This is a genomic window from Shewanella sp. 4_MG-2023 (genome assembly GCF_030548015.1).
In the GTDB taxonomy this organism is placed as follows: Bacteria; Pseudomonadota; Gammaproteobacteria; order Enterobacterales; family Shewanellaceae; genus Shewanella.
On the sequence record NZ_JAUORL010000009.1, the window covers coordinates 91,462 to 111,679 of the forward strand.

Here is a 20,218-nt window from a genome sequence, read left to right on the forward strand (position 1 = left end):
AAGTTATCGCTTCAGCATAAGAAAAGCGCTACGATCTTCATAGATTGTAGCGCTTATTGCAAGCATCAATATGCTGATTGGCAAAAGGTCTTATTAACCCCTGTTATTCACACTTGTTATGGGCAAGGCAAGCGATAAAGGTTAGACAGCTCGTTGATGCGGCCAATAAGCTCTGCGGACAAACTAACATCAAGGCTATCGATATTTTCTTTTAACTGTTCAAGATTGGTAGCGCCAATAATGTTTGAAGCGACAAAGCGTCTTGAATTAACAAAGGCTAAGGCCATTTGGGTTGGCGACAAACCAAACTCACGGGCTAAATCCACATAAGCTTGAGTAGCTTCAATTGCCATTGCTGTGCTGTTATAGCGGGCAAAGCGCTTAAATAACGTTAATCTGGCGTTTTCAGGCCACTGATTATTTTCATATTTACCTGTTAATGCGCCAAAAGCTAAAGGCGAGTAGGCCAGCAAAGGCAATTCTTCACGGTGGCTGATTTCAGACATGCCCACCTCAAAGCTGCGATTAAGCAAACTATAAGGATTTTGCACACTGACGATGCGGGGTAAGCCATGCTTTTCAGCTAATCGAAGGTATTGCATTAAGCCCCAAGGGGTTTCATTGGACACGCCGATATAGCGCACTTTTCCTTGGCGGATGACTTCAGCTAATGCTTCTAAGGTTTCTAAAATAGGGGTTTGATGTTCATCATCCAGTTGGTCGTAAAGTAGCTCACCGAAGTAATTACAGTGTCTATCAGGCCAGTGCAGCTGATATAAATCAATGGTATCGACTTGTAGTCGCTCTAGTGATGCATCAACCGCTTGGTGGATGTTGACCCAATCTAAGGCCATGTTTGGTCTAACAAAATCACTTTTAGGGCCTGCAGCTGACACTTTTGATGCAATGACTAAATTATCGCGATTACCTCTTTGTTTAAGGTAGTGACCAATAATGCGCTCAGTTTCACCTTGGGTGTCAGCACTGGGTGGCACAGGATACATTTCAGCGGTATCAATAAAGTTAATTCCACGACCAATGGCGTAATCCATTTGTGCAAAAGCTTGGGCTTGGGTATTTTGTTCGCCCCATGTCATGGTACCAAGACAAATCTTGCTAACATCAAGGCTAGAATGCGCTATGCGTTGATATTCCATTTAATTCTCCTATGGAAACGAGTTACTTCGAAGTTAGCAATCTTTATCCATAAAACAAAGTAACTTATTCCTATGGGTAAACTAATTGTTGAAAAATTCAGCATTCATAAAAGGCGCCATCGCTAAAATAATCGCTTGGGTGTAAATGCTTTCGCGGGTTGCTAAGCCGTGAGTGAGTAATCCAATTGCGCCGCCTTTTTGCTTAATGTTGTGGGTATTAAAGAGTTTATCCATAACATGGCCCAGCTCTTCACCTTGCTCTAGCGCTTGGTAAACTTGAGTGGGTAATGGCAGTAGCGCGCTGCGACCAACTGATAGTTGTTGCTTATGAATGATGGCCATATAAGCAAATGTCGCAGGGCCATGGTCAAAATTATCAACACCGCCTTCCATCGCGATAAAAAAGTCAGCCTCTTGGGCATTTGATTGGTATTGCGACTGGCAAAACTGGGCGCGATTAATGGCCCCTAATTTGGTTTCTGCATCTGTCATGGGTTGATCGGCCACTAACGAGGGCGCATGCATGCCGCTGCAATTGATTTTACGATCAGGAAAATACTGACTGATGGCCACTTTGGCGGCATTGATTTTTACGGGGTTATTTGAGCCGACAATAATCGTTAATGGTGCTTGAGGCATAAATTAGTATCCAAGTTTTACTGAACAGTTGGTGATTTTGCTACGTCATACGCTAAACTGGTGCGCATTGAGTATCTTAAGCGATTTTATAGAGAAGTCATTATGGCGAAGAAGTTTTATGTGGTTTGGGCAGGGCGTGAGACCGGCATTTTTACCAGTTGGGATTATACCAAGAAGCAGGTGGATAAATTTCCCCAAGCAAAATACAAATCTTTCCCGACTGAAGCAGAGGCTAAAGCGGCATTTGGCGCATCGGCAAGTAAAAGTATAGGTAAAGCGGCTTTTAGCGCGAAAAGTAAAGCTAGCACTGCGACTAAAACAACATCGACCAGCAAAGCTAAGATTGATTTATCCACTCATGAGGTGATGATATTCACTGATGGCGGCTGTGAGCCCAACCCTGGTAAAGCGGGCTCAGGCATGGCGATTTACCGTAATGGCGCAGTCGCTGAGTTGTGGTTTGGTTTATATAATCCCAATGGCACCAATAATAGCGCCGAATTGAATGCGCTTTATCAAGCGATATTAGTGGCACAAAAGGCCATTAAGGCTAATCAAACGGTTAAAATACTCAGTGACTCCCAATATTCGATTAATTGCATCACTAATTGGGCTTATGGCTGGAAGTCAAAAGGCTGGAAACGCAAGACTGCCGGTGATATCGCCAATCTTGAAGTCATTAAGCAGGCTCATGAACTTTATGATGCCATTAAAGATGATATGGAGATTGAACACGTTGCCGCTCATGTGGGGATTGAAGGCAATGAATTGGCCGACCGTATGTCGATTTATGCCATTGATAAAAAACTGACTGGGTTTGTCAAATATGACAAGGCGCTGGATGTCGCCGCCATATTAAGTTTAAGAACGGGCTAGCGATATTGTTATATCGTATATAACTTCAGTTGAGTCGAATTTACCGCTGTAAAAATGTAAATTCGACGCTTTGCTGGGTGAATATTAACTTTGCTTTTAGCTTACTTATCTATTTCCAGCTAACTTTCTTTTTCAAGCTAATCTTCTATTTCAAGCTAACCTTCTCGTTTCCCTTTCGACAGTGATAAGGCTATTTTATCATCGAAAAACCTTGAGTTACTTGATTGAAATAGTCAAGTATTCACTAGGTTATTAGTGTTTAAACCCCTTTGGCTTGTGACTTTGCAGTACATTCGCAGTTGATCATTTGTATCTAATGTTGGCAATTAAATTAATTGTTGTTAATGAAGCTGTATTAGTAACCAAGTTAATATTTGATCATGCGCACATTGCGCCTCTCTTATTGCTGTGTGGGATCAAAAAAATGAACTAGGTCACTATTCTCAAATAAGAACACTGTATTCTCCGCGCCAAATTAGTTACCTCAAAGGTTATTCCATGCAAAGAGATTCAATCAGTGCGCAGGATGTTGCTGTAGCAACTCAAGGTGAGCAAACTCAAGTTAAAGGCTGGAGTCGTCAAGATACTACGTGGATGTTAAGTCTATTTGGCACCGCTGTTGGCGCCGGTATTTTGTTTTTACCTATTAACGCGGGTATGGGCGGTTTTTGGCCTTTAGTCATGATGGCCGTTATTATTGGACCTATGACTTACCTTGCTCATCGCGGTTTATCTCGCTTTGTGTGCTCTTCTAAGAATCCGGGTAGTGATATTACTCAAGTGGTAGAAGAGCACTTTGGCGTTAATGCGGGTAAAGCGATCACGCTGTTATACTTCTTTGCTATTTTTCCTATTGTGCTTATCTATGGTGTTGGTATTACTAACACAGTTGATAGCTTTATTGTTCACCAGCTTGGCTTTGCCTCACCGCCACGTTTTTTATTATCGGCATTACTTATTATTGGCATGATGTCAGTGATGGTTGCGGGTGAAAAATTCATGCTGAAAGTGACGCAATTTTTAGTCTACCCACTGGTTGCGATTTTGGCATTTATGTCATTTTACTTAATTCCTGACTGGAAAATGGATGCTTTGCAAGTGGTGCCATCGGCAGGTGAGTTTTTTGGTACTGTTTGGTTAACTATTCCAGTATTGATCTTTGCTTTTAACCATTCTCCTGCAATTTCACAATTCTCTGTGTCACTTAAGCGTGAGCATGGCAACAATGCAGCTAAAAAAGCAGATGTGATTTTACGTAACACCTCAATGATGCTTGTAGGCTTCGTGATGCTGTTCGTGTTCTCTTGTGTTTTATCATTAAGCCCAGCGCAACTTGCTGAAGCAAAGAGTGAAAACTTAGCTATTTTGTCTTACTTAGCCAATGTTCACTCAAGTGGTTTTGTGAGCTACTTTGGCCCTATTATTGCGTTTATTGCGATTATTTCTTCTTTCTTTGGCCACTACTTAGGGGCGACTGAAGGTTTAAAAGGCATGATCACTAAGCAATTACGTAGCAGTAATAAAGAAGTATCAGAGGCTAAGCTAAATAAATTCATTTTGGCTTTCATGTTCTTCAGCATCTGGATTGTTGCGGTTATTAACCCAAGCATTTTAGGCATGATTGAAGCGTTGGGCGGTCCGATTATTGCTGCAATCCTTTATCTAATGCCTATGTATGCTGTCCATAAAGTACCTGCGCTAAAAGCTTACCGTGGCCGCATTAGTAATGTGTTTGTGGTTATTGCTGGTTTACTGGCTATGACAGCGATTCTATTTGGCTTAATGAGCTAAATTAATTCAAGTTTTGCTGTAGTAGAGGAGTATCTTTGATGCTCCTCTTTTCTGTTTTATCTTTGCTGTTTTAGTGTGTTGTTTTGGTCCAAGTGAATTAAGTTAACTCAACTGATTAACTACAATCGATGTTGATTTGACATGATAGCCAAAACCGCGCGCTTAGATACAAAAGTGTTGAGGTACATCTATGTTTAGTGCATTTGAAATCTTTAAGATTGGTATTGGGCCATCAAGCTCGCATACCGTAGGCCCAATGAAAGCGGCTAATCGGTTTGTTGATGATTTAATTGAACAAGGACAGCTAACACAAATTACTAAATTTACCGTGGATGTTTATGGTTCTCTTTCACTAACGGGAAAGGGTCATCATACTGATATCGCTATTATTATGGGTTTAGCCGGTAATGAGCCTGAAACTGTGGATATTGAAGCTATTGAACATTTCATTGCTCAAGTGGCTAAAACCGAAGAAATTATCATTGGTGATGCGATTCATCATGTGGCGTTTCCTACAGATGCATTAGTGTTTCATCCTGAAACGCTGCCATTACATGAAAATGCGATGAAGTTGCATGCTTGGATTGGCGATGAGCGTGTTTACTCAAATACCTACTATTCAATCGGTGGCGGCTTTATTGTTGATGAAGCTGAGTTTAATCAAACTCACTCTAATGGGGTAAAAGTACCTTATCACTTTAATTTTGCCGATGAACTCATGGCCCACTGCAAAGAGTCAGGTTTAAGCATCAGCGGCTTGATGAAGCAAAACGAGCTGTGTTTTCGCACTGAAGAAGAGATGTACACTGGCTTTAGTTTAGTATGGAAAACCATGCAAAACGCCATTGAAAAGGGCTGTCATACTGAAGGGGTGTTAGCGGGGCCGCTAAAAGTGTCACGTCGAGCGCCAGCGTTACATCGTGAGTTATTACGCTGTGAGCGTTTAAGTAATGATCCAATGGAAATAATTGATTGGGTTAACTTATTTGCCTTAGCTGTGAGCGAAGAAAATGCTGCTGGTGGCCGCGTGGTGACGTCACCAACCAATGGCGCTGCTGGGATTATTCCTGCGGTATTAGCTTACTATAATAAGTTTATTCAAAAGGTTGGCCCTAAAGAATGCAGTCGTTATTTTTTAGCAGCAGCGGCAGTCGGCTCGCTTTATAAACGTAATGCGTCAATCTCTGGTGCTGAAGTGGGCTGTCAGGGTGAAGTGGGTGTGGCGTGTTCTATGGCGGCGGCGGGCTTAGCTGAGTTAATGGGCGGCTCACCTTCACAAGTGTGTATGGCGGCTGAAATTGGCATGGAGCATAACCTTGGCTTAACTTGCGATCCAGTCGCAGGTCAAGTGCAGGTGCCTTGTATTGAGCGTAATGCCATAGCATCGGTTAAAGCGATTAATGCCTCACGTATGGCGCTTCGTCGTAATTCAGAGCCTAGAGTAAGCTTAGATAAAGTGATCGCGACTATGTATGAGACTGGCAAAGACATGCACTCTAAATACCGTGAAACCAGTCAAGGCGGCTTAGCCATTAAAGTGACTAACCTTTGTGCTTAATTTTTAGTTTGAGATAACAGCTTGAACTCAATAAAAAGGCTTTCATTTGAAAGCCTTTTTTATTGAGATTTTTTGATAGTTGACGCTGATTAGTGAGCTTCTGGAAGCTGTTCAAACATCAAATAATGGCTTTGCTCCATGCCGAGTGCCTTATAGGTTTGCTGAGCGGCATGATTATCATGCTCTACATATAATCTGAAACTGGCCGCGCCGCCCATGTCCTCAGCCATTGCTTTAACTTGCTGATAAAGTTTGCCATATATTCCTTGGCGGCGGTTTTGCGGGCGTATATACACACTTTGGATCCAGCAATAGTTAGTTGCGCGCCAATCACTCCATTCAAGGGTGACCATTAATGAACCCACGATGTCACCATCTATCTCAGCCACTAAATAAAAGCCTTTTTCTGGGCTGCTTAGCATAGTGCTCACCCCTTTAGTGAGCTGTTCATTATCCAAGTGAAGCTGCTCAGTTTCCATTGCCATGGCTTGGTTAAATTCAACTAATGCTGATAAATCTGATAGTTGGCCTTTTCTTATTTTCATTGTGGCTCCTTGATATAAAAATAGTGCTAATTTTTATTCGACTAAAGTCTAAGCTGCTATGCTTAATAATTATACTTGTTTTGTTTTTGGGGGCAGTTATGGCAAAGCCACATGCTCAATGTCAATCAGGATTAAATTCTACGGTTCAGGCTAATAAAGCTGTCAGCTCATCGATTTACCGACGCTATCAATTTAGGGTTAGGCGATATTTTAGCCACCCTAATAGGATTCACTTAGCTCATGCTACTACAGTCAGATCGCTTACACAGCCTTCGATTAATCATTTGTTGCATTTTTTGCTCACCATAGTCACCTTTGGCTGTTGGGGCATGGTCTGGTGGTGGTTAATCTTAAAATCACGTGGCGAGGGCAATAATTTTCTCGCGGGATTTGATGATGATTACTGGAGTTACTTAATTGAAAGGGAGCGACCTCCGGCAGCACTTTATACTCTAAAGGTCGGTACTGATGAGGCTGAAACTGTTTTTGAAGCTTAATGCGCTTAAACCCTGTAATTTATAGTGTATAGACCTTATAAGGTGACCTAGATCATCTAATGTAGTTGAGGTGTCATGCTAGTATGCGTCGCCGATTTTTATCGTGATATATGCCACCTTTAGCGGTGCATTCGTTAGTCATATCATAAGCAGCGTACTTAATTACTCAACTATCAATTTTACAGGGTTTTAAATCATGTCAAAACATGCTCCTTCACTTCTTGGTCGGGCCTGGTCTCGCTGGATGTCAGTTCCTTTGTGGTTACAAATCCTCATAGGTATGGTGCTAGGTATTATTACTGGGGTAAGCCTAGGTGAAGATGCCAACTATTTAAAACCCATTGGTACTTTGTTTGTAAATACCATCAAAATGTTAATTATTCCTTTGGTATTTTGCTCGCTCATTGTTGGTGTGACCTCGATGCAGGATACGGCGAAAATGGGCCGAATTGGCTTTAAGTCTTTTGCCTTTTATTTAGGTACCACTTCGATTGCTATCAGTATTGGCCTGCTTGTCGGTTATATCATGCAGCCTGGTGCAGGTCTTGGTCTTAAAGGGGCTGCAGCTGCAGCCGATGTAAAGCAAGCGCCAAGCTTAATGGATACCTTGATTAATATTGTGCCGACTAACCCTGTCGCGGCACTAGCCAGTGGTCAAATTCTGCAGGTAATTGTATTTGCTGTGGCATTAGGTATTTCACTGGTGTTAATCGGCGAGCGTGGCAAGCCTGCGATTAAGCTATTTGAAAGCTTAGCAGAAGCCATGTACAAGCTGACTGACATGGTGATGAAGTTAGCACCTTATGGCGTGTTTGGCCTGATGGCTTGGGTTGCAGGTGAGTATGGCTTAGAGATGTTGTTGCCGCTAATTAAAGTCATTGTAGCGGTTTATTTGGGGTGTGCATTACATATTCTTGGTTTTTACAGCTTAGTATTAACTGTGTTTGGCAAACTCAATCCGCTGCAGTTTTTTAAAGGCATTGCTAATGCGATGGCGGTGGCATTTACCACTTCAAGTTCAGCAGGAACCCTGCCGGCGAGCATGAAGTGTGCCAGTGAAAACTTAGGTGTGAATAAAAAGATTTCAAGCTTTGTATTGCCACTGGGAACCACCATTAATATGGATGGCACAGCGCTTTATCAGGGCGTAACTGCGTTATTTGTTGCTCAGGCATTTGGGGTGGATTTAACTTGGGTTGAATACATAACGATTATTCTTACCGCGACTTTAGCCTCAATTGGCACTGCGGGTGTGCCTGGCGCTGGTTTAGTGATGTTGACCTTGGTGTTAACAACGGTAGGCTTACCACTTGAAGGTGTGGCAATTATTGCCGGTATCGACCGAATATTAGATATGGCGCGAACAGTGGTTAACGTTTCAGGAGACTTAGTGGCAACGACTATGATTGCTCGCTCTGAAGATGAACTTGATGTTGAGCATTATAATGCGGATATGGAGCAGTCTGCGATGATTGTGCAGCAGGCAGAAACTGAATTACAACAAACTGAGTCACAGGTAAAAATACCTAGCTAGCATCATGCTGTGAGCGATTGATACAAAAAGAGTGAAGCTATGGCTTCACTCTTTTTTTGTTTAATCGCAAGCTAATCTTGTTTAGCCAATACCAATAAGGTGGCGCCATCTTGAGATTTTAGTAATAGCTTACCCGATTTCGCTTGTTTGATATTGGTGACTAACGTCATTGCTTTCATAATACTTTGCTCTTGCTGCATCAATACTTCAACACAGGCCATTCTGGTAGTGCCTGCAGGCGTTAAGCTTAGCTTATCTTGTTGCTGGCTATAATCACCAAAGAAGCGGTTACAGCTGTTGTTGCCAGATAATTTACCTTCTTCAGCAAAGGTAATTTGTGCAGGGCTATTATCAATCACAGGATTTGATAGCGCGGTTTCAATATGCCAACTGCCAAGTAGATTGACTTGTTCAACTGGAGGCGGCGCACTTTGACAAGCACTGAGTCCAAAAATAATACAACACGCGCCGAGGAGAGGTTTGAACATGAGAGGCATTTCCAAATAGGGTCGTTAATAGCCATAGTATATACTGAGTTACATTGATTTTTTCATCTTGAATAATAATTAATGATAATTTACTGATTTTATTACCGCCTTATTTAATCAATAAATGTTAAATCAGCCGAATCTGCCCGATAAGGCGATACAATAAGGCTATTAGCCAAAAAGAGTGAGTTTAATGAGTAACATTTTTAAAATTTTGCATGCCGTTGGATTGATTTTTGTCGCCGTCGGCGCTGGTTTGTATTTATTCACTGAAGTGGCTAGTCAAGTCTCTGGCATGTTAGTCGTGGCGTGTTTAATTGGGCTTGGGTTTGTCATCATGGCGCCTTATCCGGTAGCCCTGGTTTTTAGTTGGGCGCAAAAACAAGCCGTAAACTCAACTGATGATGAGCAAGATAAATGAAAGTTAGTTATCGATTAGCCCAACGAGATGATGCCGCTGAAATTGCTCAGCTTGAGCTAACTCATATGCATGATGAGCTAGGGGCAAATGGACAGGAGATGGCAGGGCAACACTTTTCGGAGCCGCAAATTACCAGCTTAATTAATCAAGGCTGGATAATGCTGGCTTGCTGCGATAGCAAGATTATTGGTTATGTTATTGCTGGCCCTTGGTCCCTATTTAAATCTTGGTCTATCTATCAAGCGATATTAAAGCGCTTACCCAGTATCGAAATGGGTTATAGCCGTTTATCTGAGAGTAACAGTTGCCAATATGGTCCTATTTGGATCCATAGTAATCATCGCGGCCAAGGTATTTTTGAACAACTGGTTAGTCAGTTAGCAAGGCATGTAGGCAAAAAGCTACCTTATATGGTCACCTTCATTGCTGAAGATAATGCATTATCTTTTGCCGCACATACCCGTAAGGCATCGATGGAAGTGGTCGATTATTTTGGCTTTCAGCAGCGTGATTATTATTTACTGGTGTTAGCTAATTAGTATCGTACTCTCATCGAAAAAGACATCAAGATGAGGTTTAAGAGGTCACTATGGAACAAAATACAACTCAGCTGTTTAATGAGTTATTTGCATCTTATTTGTCGTTAAGACTATCAGCATTCGAGAATTTAAAAATTGTAGTGGGTGTGCTTGCGGCTAATGATTTGGATTGTGAAGCATTTGAGCTTAATAAGCAGCCGACAACCAGCGGGAATGCTCAGTCAATATATGCAGTAAAATGGCAAGACCAATGGATTTTATGCGGGCGTTCAAATGGTTATCAAGAGCAAATTGTGCTGAGTACTGACAATCACCTACTTGATACTGACAATGGTCGAGTGATGAATGTACCAGTTTTATCATTACAGCAGATTTCCTTTATGTGTGTCGAAACTGCGCATTTTGATCACTGTTAACGAAACGATTATTAACGCGAAGTTTTTAACAAGCGGTTGCTTTTAAACTATTTTCTAGAAGAAAGTTGAGTCTGCAGCTGCATTAGCACCAATGGTTTTTGTGGTGAATGATGTTTTAGATAAAGTTGTTGAATATCATTTGTCGCCAGTTTTACCTCATTGAAGCCATGCTCTTGATAAAGTTGGGTTAAATGGGGTAAGGAAAATACAAAACATTGCTCGCATTTTAGTTTTTCAGCAATGAATGCTAGCAATGTATGGGCAAGTCCACCGCCTCTATACTCACTAGCAACGACAAGGCCGGTTACCAACTGATATTGGCCAATGGGCTTTATTCTTACTACCGCAATAATACTATTGTCAGGATTATTGCGACTCTTTCCTTTAGCAATAGCGGCACTAGAAACTGTATTAACAGGTTCATTCATTTCTTTATCAATATTCGACTGCTGTAACTGAGTATCTTGAGCCATGATCACCGCTATATCTTCTTTCATTGTTGGCTTTGAATAAGGCATCTGTTGTTTGTAAAACTGTTTCAGCATTGACCAGCACTTTTGTTGCCCGGCTGTCATCGCTGGTGCTATTGACGTTTTGAATTGAGTGACATCATCAAATAACCATTGGGTTTTACGCATTAAATTTTTACCTATTGAGTATGTAGAGCGATAAAGTTCTGAAAGGTGAAAGCTCATTCTTTTGTTATTGGATGGCACAATTTTAATGTTTAATTGATGGCTTAGATAGAAAAGACTCGCTTCATTACTCCCTTGTTAGAATTGAGCAATTGTCATTCTGAACAGCGGTTTGATATCTTGCAAAGGAGTTTCATCTTTAACCGATCAAAATGTGTTGGGTTAACATATTTTTAAAACCTATACAGCGTACATACCTGACATAGTACTGTTAAAGTTGAATGTGATTTACCCTATTAAGAATATTTGCGAGAGCCTAATGTTATTGTCGCCACAACAGTTAAGTAAGCAACAAATATATAAGTTATTGATTGGTGGAGTAACGCCTAGACCCATCGCATGGGTTTCCACTATTTCTGTTGATGGGGTGGCCAATTTAGCACCTTTTTCGTTTTTTACTGTGGCCAGCGCTAACCCGCCAGTGCTGTGTTTCAACCCTATGGGCATGGATGATGGTCAGGAAAAGGATACGTTAACTAATATTCGCCAACAGGGTGAATTTGTCATCAATACAGTGAGCTATCCTGATTTAGCGGTGATGAATGAAACTTGCCATCATATTCCTGCGGATATAGATGAATTTGAGTATGCCAACATTGAAAAAGCCCCAGCATCTATAGTTAAGCCGAGTCTCGTTAAGCAAGCGCTAATTAGCTTTGAGTGCCAGCTTAATCAGATTATTGATTTGGGCAATGAACCGTTATCAGGCCATTTAATATTAGGTAATGTCGTCGCTATTCATGTTAAAGATGACATCATTGAGGATTTTAGAATCGATAGTGACAAATTAGATGCCATAGGAAGAATGGCCGGCAGTGATTACTGCTTAATCAGAGAGAAGGTTAAGCTTACTCGTAAGTAGTGACCGTTTATGTGCTCTGCAGAACGATAGCGAAATAAAACTATAGCGAAATAAAACTATAGCGAAATAGTCCAAGTTGAATCAATCAGCTAATTATAGATATAAAAAAACCGTCAATTGACGGTTTTTTTAGTTTTACATACTGTAATGAGGGCTAATTATAGACCGGCATCAGCACGTAAGATTTCAGCTTTATCAGTCGCTTCCCATGGGAATTCGTTACGGCCGAAGTGACCATAAGCAGCAGTTTGTTGGTAAATTGGACGAGCCAAATCCAACATCGCTGTTAGGCCGTAAGGGCGCAGTTCGAAGTGTTGACGAACTAACTTAATTAATACGTCTTCTGATACTTTACCGGTACCAAATGTTTCGATGCTAATTGAGGTAGGCTCTGCTACACCGATTGCATAAGAAACTTGGATTTCACAACGATCTGCAAGACCTGCAGCGACGATGTTCTTCGCTACATAACGTGCAGCGTATGCAGCACTACGGTCAACTTTTGATGGGTCTTTACCTGAGAAAGCACCACCACCATGACGCGCCATGCCGCCATAGGTATCAACGATGATTTTACGACCGGTTAAACCACAGTCACCTACAGGGCCACCAATAACAAAACGGCCAGTTGGGTTGATGAAGTACTTAGTATCTTTGTTTAACCACTGTGATGGTAAAACTGGCTTAATGATGGTTTCCATTACGCCTTCGATTAAGTCTTCCTGACTAACATCTTCACGATGTTGAGTTGATAGAACGATTGCATCGATACCAACAATTTTACCTTCATCATAAGCAAAGGTAACTTGGCTTTTTGCATCTGGGCGAAGCCAAGGTAAGGTGCCATCTTTACGTACTTCAGATTGACGTTTCACAAGTTTGTGAGCGTAAGTAATAGGAGCAGGCATTAATACGTCAGTTTCGTTGCTGGCATAACCAAACATTAAACCTTGGTCACCAGCGCCTTGTTCTGCAGGATCACTGCGGTCAACACCTTGGTTGATATCAGGAGACTGCTTACCAATGGCATTTAAAATGGCGCAAGAATCAGCATCAAAACCCATATCAGAATGAGTGTAACCAATTTCACGCACTGTTTTACGCGTGATTTCTTCGATATCAACCCATGCAGAAGTTGTGACTTCACCACCGACTAATACCATGCCTGTTTTTACGTAAGTTTCACAAGCAACACGCGCTTTAGGGTCTTGCTCTAAAATTGCGTCTAATACTGCATCAGAAATCTGATCAGCGATTTTATCTGGATGACCTTCTGAGACCGACTCAGAGGTGAACAAGTGGTTTGCCATAATGGGAAATCTCGTCTTTTTGAATTTGAACGTGTAGAGGTATCTACATCTAGACGTCTATTTTAGTCGAATTTAAAAATGATAACACCCCCCAATACGATAATAAGTCAAAAATTGTGCAATGCCGCAAATAATTAAATTCAACCTAAAAGCTTGTTTAGGAATTAGTTGTGCTTATCTTTATGATTGTATTAGTTTAATGTGTTTTTTGTGGTGATATTTTTTAAGGCTGTATGCTAAATTAAACAATTTATTTAGCCAGTGGATTTGGGCTTATCAATAGAGGCCCCCTTATTGACTTACTAGAAATATGGTCATTAAGCCTTATGTAAACCAGCAAGATTCCACTTTATTGTACCTATACAGAGTTTGATAAGCCTTAAGAGAGGCTAAGCTCTGAAAAAATACTGTGGTTAACCTCGTGTCTTTATTGAATAAAATCAGACAAGTAAGTTGTATTTTAAATAATGCTGCTGTGCCTTTAGCATTTATCACTAAAAAAAGCGCCAATATCAACACAAATCGCTTGTTAAATAAATGTAAACCTAATTGTTAGCTGGTACGCTATTTTGTATACTACCAAGCTATAACTCATAATATTTATTTATATAAAGTGAATGTTTATATTTCGATACAAGTTGTAACACTGGTTAATTCTTTTATTAACAGTGGCTTAATTAATTTTGTGTCAAACAACTTGTGCGTAGAATGGTTTTTATTTGATTTATATTTATGATGACTAGTGAAAATAATAATAATAACAAATTACTAGGTGAGACTTGATGGCATTACTTCAGTATCAAATAGGGCCGTGTACGTTAGATTGCAGCATAATGACCTTAAGCTGTGGTGATAAGACAATTAAGTTGTCGGCTAAAGTGTTTGAGTTGCTGAAACTGTTTATTGATAGTCCAGATCATATTGTTTCTCGCCAAACAGCAATTGATACCATCTGGGATGGTAACCAAGCTGTTGGTGAAAAAGGTTTCACTAATTCAGTATGGCTAATACGAAAATCCTTTAAAGATTTACATATTGAAGCTGATTTACTGCTGACATTACCAAAACTTGGTTACCAATTAGTGTTACCGATTTCATTAATTTCTTCAGCTAATGAGGAGACGAGTCTTTCAGATATCACTCACAAAAAGGCAGGCCGTAAACATACCGTGTTGGCAGTTTTTGTGCTCGCATTTGTGATACTACTCAGTTATTCCGCTTATCAATTTATCAAATCTTTTACAGAGCCTGAAGCCGCAGCCGCTTTGGCGTCACCAATAAAAAGTAAAGTGACCAATTTTGAAGGGGTTGAAGAGCATATTGCCGTGTCCAATGATGGCAAATACCTTGCGATGCAATGGCGTAATGGTCAGCAACCGGGCAAAATTTATATTAAAGAGCTTAATAACAATGACTCGCCACTGAAATTAATTTCGTTTGTCGATAGTGAAGAAGCTTCTCCCGCTTGGTCGCCGTCCGATCAAAAACTGGCTTACGTGCGAGTTTTAGCTAGTGGTGTTTGCCAAGTAAGAGTAAGGCATTTACAGCAAAATACCGATGATCTTGTGACTGAGGGCTGCTTTTATTTGCCATTTAAACGAGTACTGAGCTGGTCAAAAAATGATGAAGATACACTTATTTTTGCGAAGCAATTAACTGATAGAGTGGCTTTGTTTTCATATTCGATGTCGACAAAGCAAAGTACACAATTAACCAAGCCCGGTAAAAACGAGGTAGACTTTTCGCCTCATCAATTGACCAATAATGATGAAATTGCGTTTATCAGAGAAAAAAGTTCATCACTTCAAATGAGCCTGCTATTAAAACGTGGTGAAAGTGATGTTGTTGATTTAATAGCGAATAGTGTCAGTATTATTGACTATGACTTTAGTTATCAAAATGACAGCTTTTATGTGAATCATATTGAAGGATCAAATTTAGTGATTTCTAAAATTGATCTGTTAGGTAATGTTCAGCATACCATTCCATTTACTGGCTTAATCAGTAGCGTCACTTATTCCGATGTGACCGAGACGCTATTTATTAGCGAGCACATTTCAAAAGAGTATATTGCACAACTGAGCTATCAAAACCAAAAAGTACTGCGAAAAATCTCCTCATCTTCACGAGACATGTATGCCCGTTATTCAAAAAAGACTGGTGATATTTTATTTTTGTCAAATCGTTCAAAATTGTGGTCCACCTGGAAAAATAACCAAGTCACTAGTAAAAACCTGACTAAAAGCATGGGGAATGCAGGGGTCGTGGGGGTATCGCCTACCAGTGAGATGTTTGCCGTCACCATCAACCGTAATGATAAACAAACCTTATATTTAGGTAATATTCAGTCGGAACTATTTGAAAGAGTTGATATTGGCGATCTTGCAGCCGAAAACATCAGTTGGTCTAAAGATGGCAGGGCTATCTATTTTAAAGGCACTGAAAATGAGAGTAGTGGCATTTATCGTTATTCACTTGATGATAAATTACAGCCAATTAAGTTTGGCCAAGGGAATTATGCTGTTGAAGGTGAGTCCCCAGATATACTGTATATGTCGAAGTTTAATTTAAATGGTATTTGGCGTTTTGATGCCAATACTAATGAAGTTAGCCAGATTACCGATCGTTTAGCTAAATATGATTTTGGCTCATTTTACTATGAAGATGGCTTTGTATATTTCGTCGAACGCACAGTAAAACAAGACCTGATCCAACGAATCAATGCTGCTGGCGAGATACAAACTGTGATGTCATTTCCAGCGAATACAGTGCGCAAGTTTTTTGGTTTATCAAGCGCTGATGAACAGTCTTTATTGTTAACATTAAAGGTTGCTAACGAGGCCGATGTTGTTGGTTATCGCCTCTAACTAGTGTTGTTAGTATTATGTTTTTCGTAGTTAAGTGTCTGTATTTAAATGAAAAAGATAATTAAAAGATATAAGCTAGACAAGCGCAGATATAAATATGAGTATTAAATGAATCTGAGGTTGTTGTGACAATGTTCCTTGCACGTTATTAATTGGTTAGAGCCTGAAAAAGGCCGAATAACAAAAAATAACGTGAAGGAATGGAAATGAAATTTAATAAATGCACGCTCGCATTATGCGTCTCAACCGCCATTCTGTCGGGTGCTCTACATGCGAATGCTCAGACCGAATCAGTATCAGCATATGGTAGCGCTCAGCAGCAAGAACGCGCGACCTATACTCTATATTTAACAAATGCCGCAGCTATCGAGCGCCAAGGTGATAAACGCGATTACACGCAACGCCTTGCTGAAGTTAGCAAATTACAAGATCAAGTATTCAACCAAATTAAAGCCATTGATCCGCAGGCAATATTAACAGCGCGTTCAGGGTTAGTTGCGAATATAATCAATGTTGAACTGCAAAGCGGCTCAGTTGCTCAAGTTAAGGCGCTTGATGCAGTGCAACGTATTTTCAGTGCCAGCAATACTAGCAGCGTTAAGCAAACTGAAGCGACTCAGTCTGTTCAGCAAAATGCTACGGTAATGGCCGATGAAGAAGTTGCCTTACTGACTCCATATACTGGCAATGAATCGGCTGGTGCTGGTGTTAGCGTTGCAATCATTTCTACCGGTATTGATTACACTTTACCAATATTTGGTGGTTCAGGTGTTTATGGCGAAAATAATGACCCTGAAACGCCTCCACCGGCTGGCAGTTATTTAGAAGCCTTAGAAAATGGCGCTATTGAATATAGCGGCTTCCCTACAGCGGTAGTTGCAGGTGGTTGGGATTTTTCAAGCGAAAACTACGGTAATGACGCTAACCCAATCGATCAAAATCTTAGCTATGTGGATTGGAGTGGTTGGGAATATCCAACAGGTATGGGCACAGAGCTTGCGAGTATCGTGCATCAACTTGCACCTGGTGCATCACTTCATGCTTATAAAGTCTATAACGTATCGGGCGCAAGTTGGGACCCTACTTATATTTCGGCGTCAGGACCTTCATTAGATAAACTTGTTCAAGCCTTTGAGCATGCTCTTGACCCTAACCAAGATGGTGATATTAGTGACCGTATCGATATTGCATTACTAGAGGCTTCTGGCGCGGGTGCATTCTTTGATATCGATGGTAATGCCTCGGTAAGCTTACTGCAATTGATGATTGAACGTGTATCAGCTCAAGGTATGACTGTCGTCACTCATGCTGGAGATTTAGCTGAGTATTCACTTTATGGTGACGCTGAAGCTAAACACCGTAACTGGATTTCTGCAGAAGGTAGTGCGACTTCGGCAATTACTGTTGGTGCAGTAAACTATGCTGACGATGGTGAAACACTTGTTGTACCTGAATGGGCTGCAATGGGCCCAGTGCGTGGCTCACAAACGTTAAAGCCTGAAATTGTCACTTTCACTGACAATCAGCCAGTGGTGCATATTTCCAATGCAGATGAAACTGCAGCTAAGTACGGTATGCGCTCTGGCTCTATGGCAGGTGCTGCAAGAATTGCTGCCGCTGCAGCTGTGATTAAAAGTCAGTTCCCAGGTTTTGGTCCTGCTGAAATTAAAGCTGTTTTAGCTAACACTGCTAATATCGATAGTATTTTAGAAAGTGATGAAATTACCCCTGCTGAAATCTATTCTATCGGTCATGGTGTTGAAGATTTAGATGCTGCAATCAGCTCGCCTTTAGTGGCTTGGGAAAGCGCTTCAAATCAACCTTACGTTCAATTTGGTATGCATGAAATTGCAGATACTAAAACAGTTCATAAGAATATCACTGTTCGCAATGTCTCAGATACCGCTCAGACCTACAGCTTATCGTTTAAAATGGTCGGTGATAAAGCTGCCCATGAAGCATTAACACTTAACTTGCCTGAATCAGTGAATATCCCTGCTAATTCAAGTGTGGTTATACCTGTCTCTATGATAGTTGATGCTAATAAACTGCCACAATGGCCGTTGATGAGCACTGCGGATCATACTGACGCTAACTTAAAAGCAACTGAGCTAAATGGTTACATTAGCTTAATGTCTGAAGGAAAGCCTGAGCTTAACCTTGGTTGGATGGTAAAAGCGCGTCACAGCACCTCGATTACTAAACGCCCAAACGCAACCGAATTTCCATCTTATTTAGGTTGGAACCCAGACACTTTCCAAACAGAATGGAATCACTTAGCTTGGGGTCGTGAATTATACCCTGATGATGAGTTTGGTAATGGCAGTTATCAAGGTTATGTGGCTTCATTCATTAATGATTCTAAGACTGAAACAACCTTTCAAGCTTATCCGTTAATTTTACAAAACCGTACCGTTAGACCTGATTTAGAAAATGTTAAAGGTCATAAAATCAAAGCTGTTGGTGGCGCTATTTTTGATGATGCCATGTGTACGGTTTCAGGTAAGAAGCTAAATATTGCCGTAAGCTTATTCGACCGCGCAGATGTGGCACTGGCTAACTTTCAAGAGCGTGGCCCACAGCTATTTGCTTATGACCTATTTTTTGAATCGGTTGTTTTAGAAAATGGTTGGAATGAGAGTTTTTCAGATGGCTACATTTGGGATGAAGCGCAGCAAGTAAACCAGCCACGTATTGCGTTAAATGCCAAAGGTCAACCAGCGACATATGTAATTGATTACAGCGTTGCTTATGACTACACCAACCCAAATGGTCGTATGAAAGAATCTACCCTACCAACGTATTTTACCAATAATGGCAAAAATATCGTTTCTCAGGTTTGTCTTGAAGACCTATATCACCACGAGCTTGATAGCGTAGAAGATTTTGACCAAAACTTTGGTTTCCATATTCAAACCGACCGCCACACAGGTAAAGAACAATACGAACCAATTGCACAATTTAACCCGATTAAAGGTGGTAATTATGCAGTTGAAGAGTCTTGTTACTTTGATTGGTTTACCGGCATGGATGTGTGTACCGATGTAGCAAATGACCGCTCTGTTCATGTTGGTTTTGCGGCAATGGGTCAAGATGCTGAAGTTGGCGAGCTAGCGTTTTCACCAACCTATACTGCTCAACCAGGTGAAGAGGTTTATATCGCTTCAGTGGGCGCATCTGATTTAGGTGGTATCGGCCAGATCCCTGCACCGAAAGATTTCATGGTTGTTAGTGTAAACGATGACTTTATGCAAATTGGCTATAACGCAATGGTAGATGATGATGGTTCTATTGTTGCAAAAGCACAGGCTAACCAAGTCTTTAGCGTTGCAGAAGGCGCTGAAATGAATACTGTTTTAGGAAAGATTGAGCTGGATACTCAGGGCTTCTTTACTTACGGTTCAACAGACTTTGAGCCGCTTGAATTGCATATCGTTAATTCAGTTACAGGTACGCCTTTTGCGATTGACCAAGAAACTCATGAGTTATACGTGGTTAATCCATCAGCGCTTGATTTTGAGAATAACCAAGAATTTGAACTTAAAATCCTTGCTCAAAAAGGCAACACAGTTGGTGAAACCGAAAGCATTAAGGTGATGGTCACGGACGTGAATGATATTGCGCCAGTAGTTGATGAAGACGTTGCCGCTGCTATGCCGACTCCTCAATTGACCTTCAAAAAAGGCGATTCAGCAAGCTTTACCATGGATATCGATGGACTGTTTATGGATGTCGAAGGTAACAGCTTAAGCTACACAGTTGAAGGTTCAGGCTTTACTGCACTGGCTATCGCTGGCACTCAAATCACGGGTGAACTTGATAGTGAAGGTAGTCATCAACTAACTGTTACGGCTTCTGACGGTGTGAATGAAGTGAGCCATACGTTAACTGTAGAGTCAACGTATGAAAAAGACAGTGGTGGTAGCTTAGGTATGTTATCTCTGCTGTTCGCAGGTCTTATCGCACTGCGTCGTCGTTTCTAACTGGCTAAACACTTGCTTGTTTAACCCTGGTAGGGAAAGC

At 41.0% G+C, this 20,218-nt stretch carries 16 protein-coding genes and 1 pseudogene; 11 read left to right on the plus strand and 6 right to left on the minus strand.

The genetic code is table 11. From position 1 onward, the window contains the following. Positions 1-116 precede the first annotated feature (116 nt). The gene (locus Q4546_RS07070) at positions 117-1,157 is read right to left on the minus strand and encodes an NADP(H)-dependent aldo-keto reductase (protein WP_102439721.1); all 1,041 of its coding nucleotides are present in this window, start codon (positions 1,155-1,157) and stop codon (positions 117-119) included. A gap of 81 nt (positions 1,158-1,238) precedes the next feature. Then, positions 1,239-1,796: an inosine/xanthosine triphosphatase gene (gene yjjX / locus Q4546_RS07075; protein WP_102476923.1), complete on the minus strand. Its 558-nt coding sequence runs from the start codon at positions 1,794-1,796 to the stop codon at positions 1,239-1,241. A gap of 102 nt (positions 1,797-1,898) precedes the next feature. Here yjjX and Q4546_RS07080 point away from each other — a divergent pair, with 102 nt between their 5' ends. The 3 genes from Q4546_RS07080 (at position 1,899) to Q4546_RS07090 (ending at position 6,021) form a co-directional block, all read left to right on the plus strand. Continuing rightward, entirely contained in the window at positions 1,899-2,672 is a 774-nt protein-coding gene (locus tag Q4546_RS07080) for a ribonuclease H family protein (RefSeq protein WP_303445978.1), read from the plus strand. 498 nt (positions 2,673-3,170) lie between these two features. Next, positions 3,171-4,463, plus strand: coding sequence for a serine/threonine transporter (locus Q4546_RS07085; protein ID WP_102476924.1), 1,293 nt, complete (start codon positions 3,171-3,173; stop codon positions 4,461-4,463). A gap of 190 nt (positions 4,464-4,653) precedes the next feature. Beyond that, positions 4,654-6,021, plus strand: a complete 1,368-nt coding sequence (locus Q4546_RS07090) for an L-serine ammonia-lyase (protein ID WP_102439717.1) — start codon at positions 4,654-4,656, stop codon at positions 6,019-6,021. Positions 6,022-6,110: 89 nt separating this feature from the next. On the opposite strand, the gene Q4546_RS07095 is transcribed toward Q4546_RS07090, so the two are convergent. Beyond that, positions 6,111-6,566 (minus strand): GNAT family N-acetyltransferase, encoded by a 456-nt coding sequence (locus Q4546_RS07095; protein WP_102439716.1) that lies wholly within the window; start codon positions 6,564-6,566, stop codon positions 6,111-6,113. Positions 6,567-6,841: 275 nt separating this feature from the next. On the opposite strand from Q4546_RS07095, the pseudogene Q4546_RS07100 reads away from it, so the two are divergent. Both Q4546_RS07100 and Q4546_RS07105 read left to right on the plus strand, forming a co-directional pair. Further along, positions 6,842-7,063: pseudogene (locus tag Q4546_RS07100) on the plus strand (hypothetical protein); the annotation flags it as partial. Positions 7,064-7,259: 196 nt separating this feature from the next. After that, on the plus strand, positions 7,260-8,597 hold the full coding sequence (locus Q4546_RS07105) for a dicarboxylate/amino acid:cation symporter (protein WP_102439714.1): 1,338 nt from the start codon (positions 7,260-7,262) through the stop codon (positions 8,595-8,597). Between the two features lie 71 nt (positions 8,598-8,668). Here the strand turns inward: Q4546_RS07105 and Q4546_RS07110 are convergent, their stop codons facing one another. Next, a complete protein-coding gene (locus Q4546_RS07110; RefSeq protein WP_102439713.1) occupies positions 8,669-9,085 on the minus strand; it encodes an META domain-containing protein in 417 nt (138 codons plus the stop codon). Positions 9,086-9,278: 193 nt separating this feature from the next. Between Q4546_RS07110 and Q4546_RS07115 the strand changes: the two genes are divergently transcribed. From Q4546_RS07115 to Q4546_RS07125, 3 genes are read left to right on the plus strand one after another with little or no spacing between them, the layout of a single operon-like run. Beyond that, positions 9,279-9,506 carry a hypothetical protein gene (locus Q4546_RS07115; protein WP_102439712.1) on the plus strand — a complete coding sequence of 76 codons (228 nt, stop codon included), beginning with the start codon at positions 9,279-9,281 and terminating at the stop codon, positions 9,504-9,506. Next, entirely contained in the window at positions 9,503-10,045 is a 543-nt protein-coding gene (locus Q4546_RS07120) for a GNAT family N-acetyltransferase (RefSeq protein WP_303445979.1), read from the plus strand. The genes Q4546_RS07115 and Q4546_RS07120 overlap by 4 nt, the downstream gene beginning before the upstream one ends. A 50-nt stretch (positions 10,046-10,095) precedes the next feature. Further along, positions 10,096-10,461, plus strand: a complete 366-nt coding sequence (locus Q4546_RS07125) for a hypothetical protein (RefSeq protein ID WP_102439710.1) — start codon at positions 10,096-10,098, stop codon at positions 10,459-10,461. Positions 10,462-10,508: 47 nt separating this feature from the next. Here the strand turns inward: Q4546_RS07125 and Q4546_RS07130 are convergent, their stop codons facing one another. Next, positions 10,509-11,099: a GNAT family N-acetyltransferase gene (locus tag Q4546_RS07130; protein ID WP_157936101.1), complete on the minus strand. Its 591-nt coding sequence runs from the start codon at positions 11,097-11,099 to the stop codon at positions 10,509-10,511. Positions 11,100-11,415: 316 nt separating this feature from the next. Here Q4546_RS07130 and Q4546_RS07135 point away from each other — a divergent pair, with 316 nt between their 5' ends. Then, complete coding sequence (locus Q4546_RS07135) at positions 11,416-12,018, plus strand: flavin reductase family protein (RefSeq protein WP_303445980.1); 603 nt, start codon at positions 11,416-11,418, stop codon at positions 12,016-12,018. Positions 12,019-12,176: 158 nt separating this feature from the next. Here the strand turns inward: Q4546_RS07135 and metK are convergent, their stop codons facing one another. After that, positions 12,177-13,328 carry a methionine adenosyltransferase gene (gene metK / locus Q4546_RS07140; protein ID WP_102439707.1) on the minus strand — a complete coding sequence of 384 codons (1,152 nt, stop codon included), beginning with the start codon at positions 13,326-13,328 and terminating at the stop codon, positions 12,177-12,179. Between the two features lie 782 nt (positions 13,329-14,110). Here metK and Q4546_RS07145 point away from each other — a divergent pair. Then, a complete protein-coding gene (locus Q4546_RS07145; protein ID WP_303445981.1) occupies positions 14,111-16,195 on the plus strand; it encodes a winged helix-turn-helix domain-containing protein in 2,085 nt (694 codons plus the stop codon). 206 nt (positions 16,196-16,401) lie between these two features. Beyond that, a complete protein-coding gene (locus Q4546_RS07150; protein WP_303445982.1) occupies positions 16,402-20,178 on the plus strand; it encodes a S8 family serine peptidase in 3,777 nt (1,258 codons plus the stop codon). Positions 20,179-20,218: the final 40 nt, after the last annotated feature.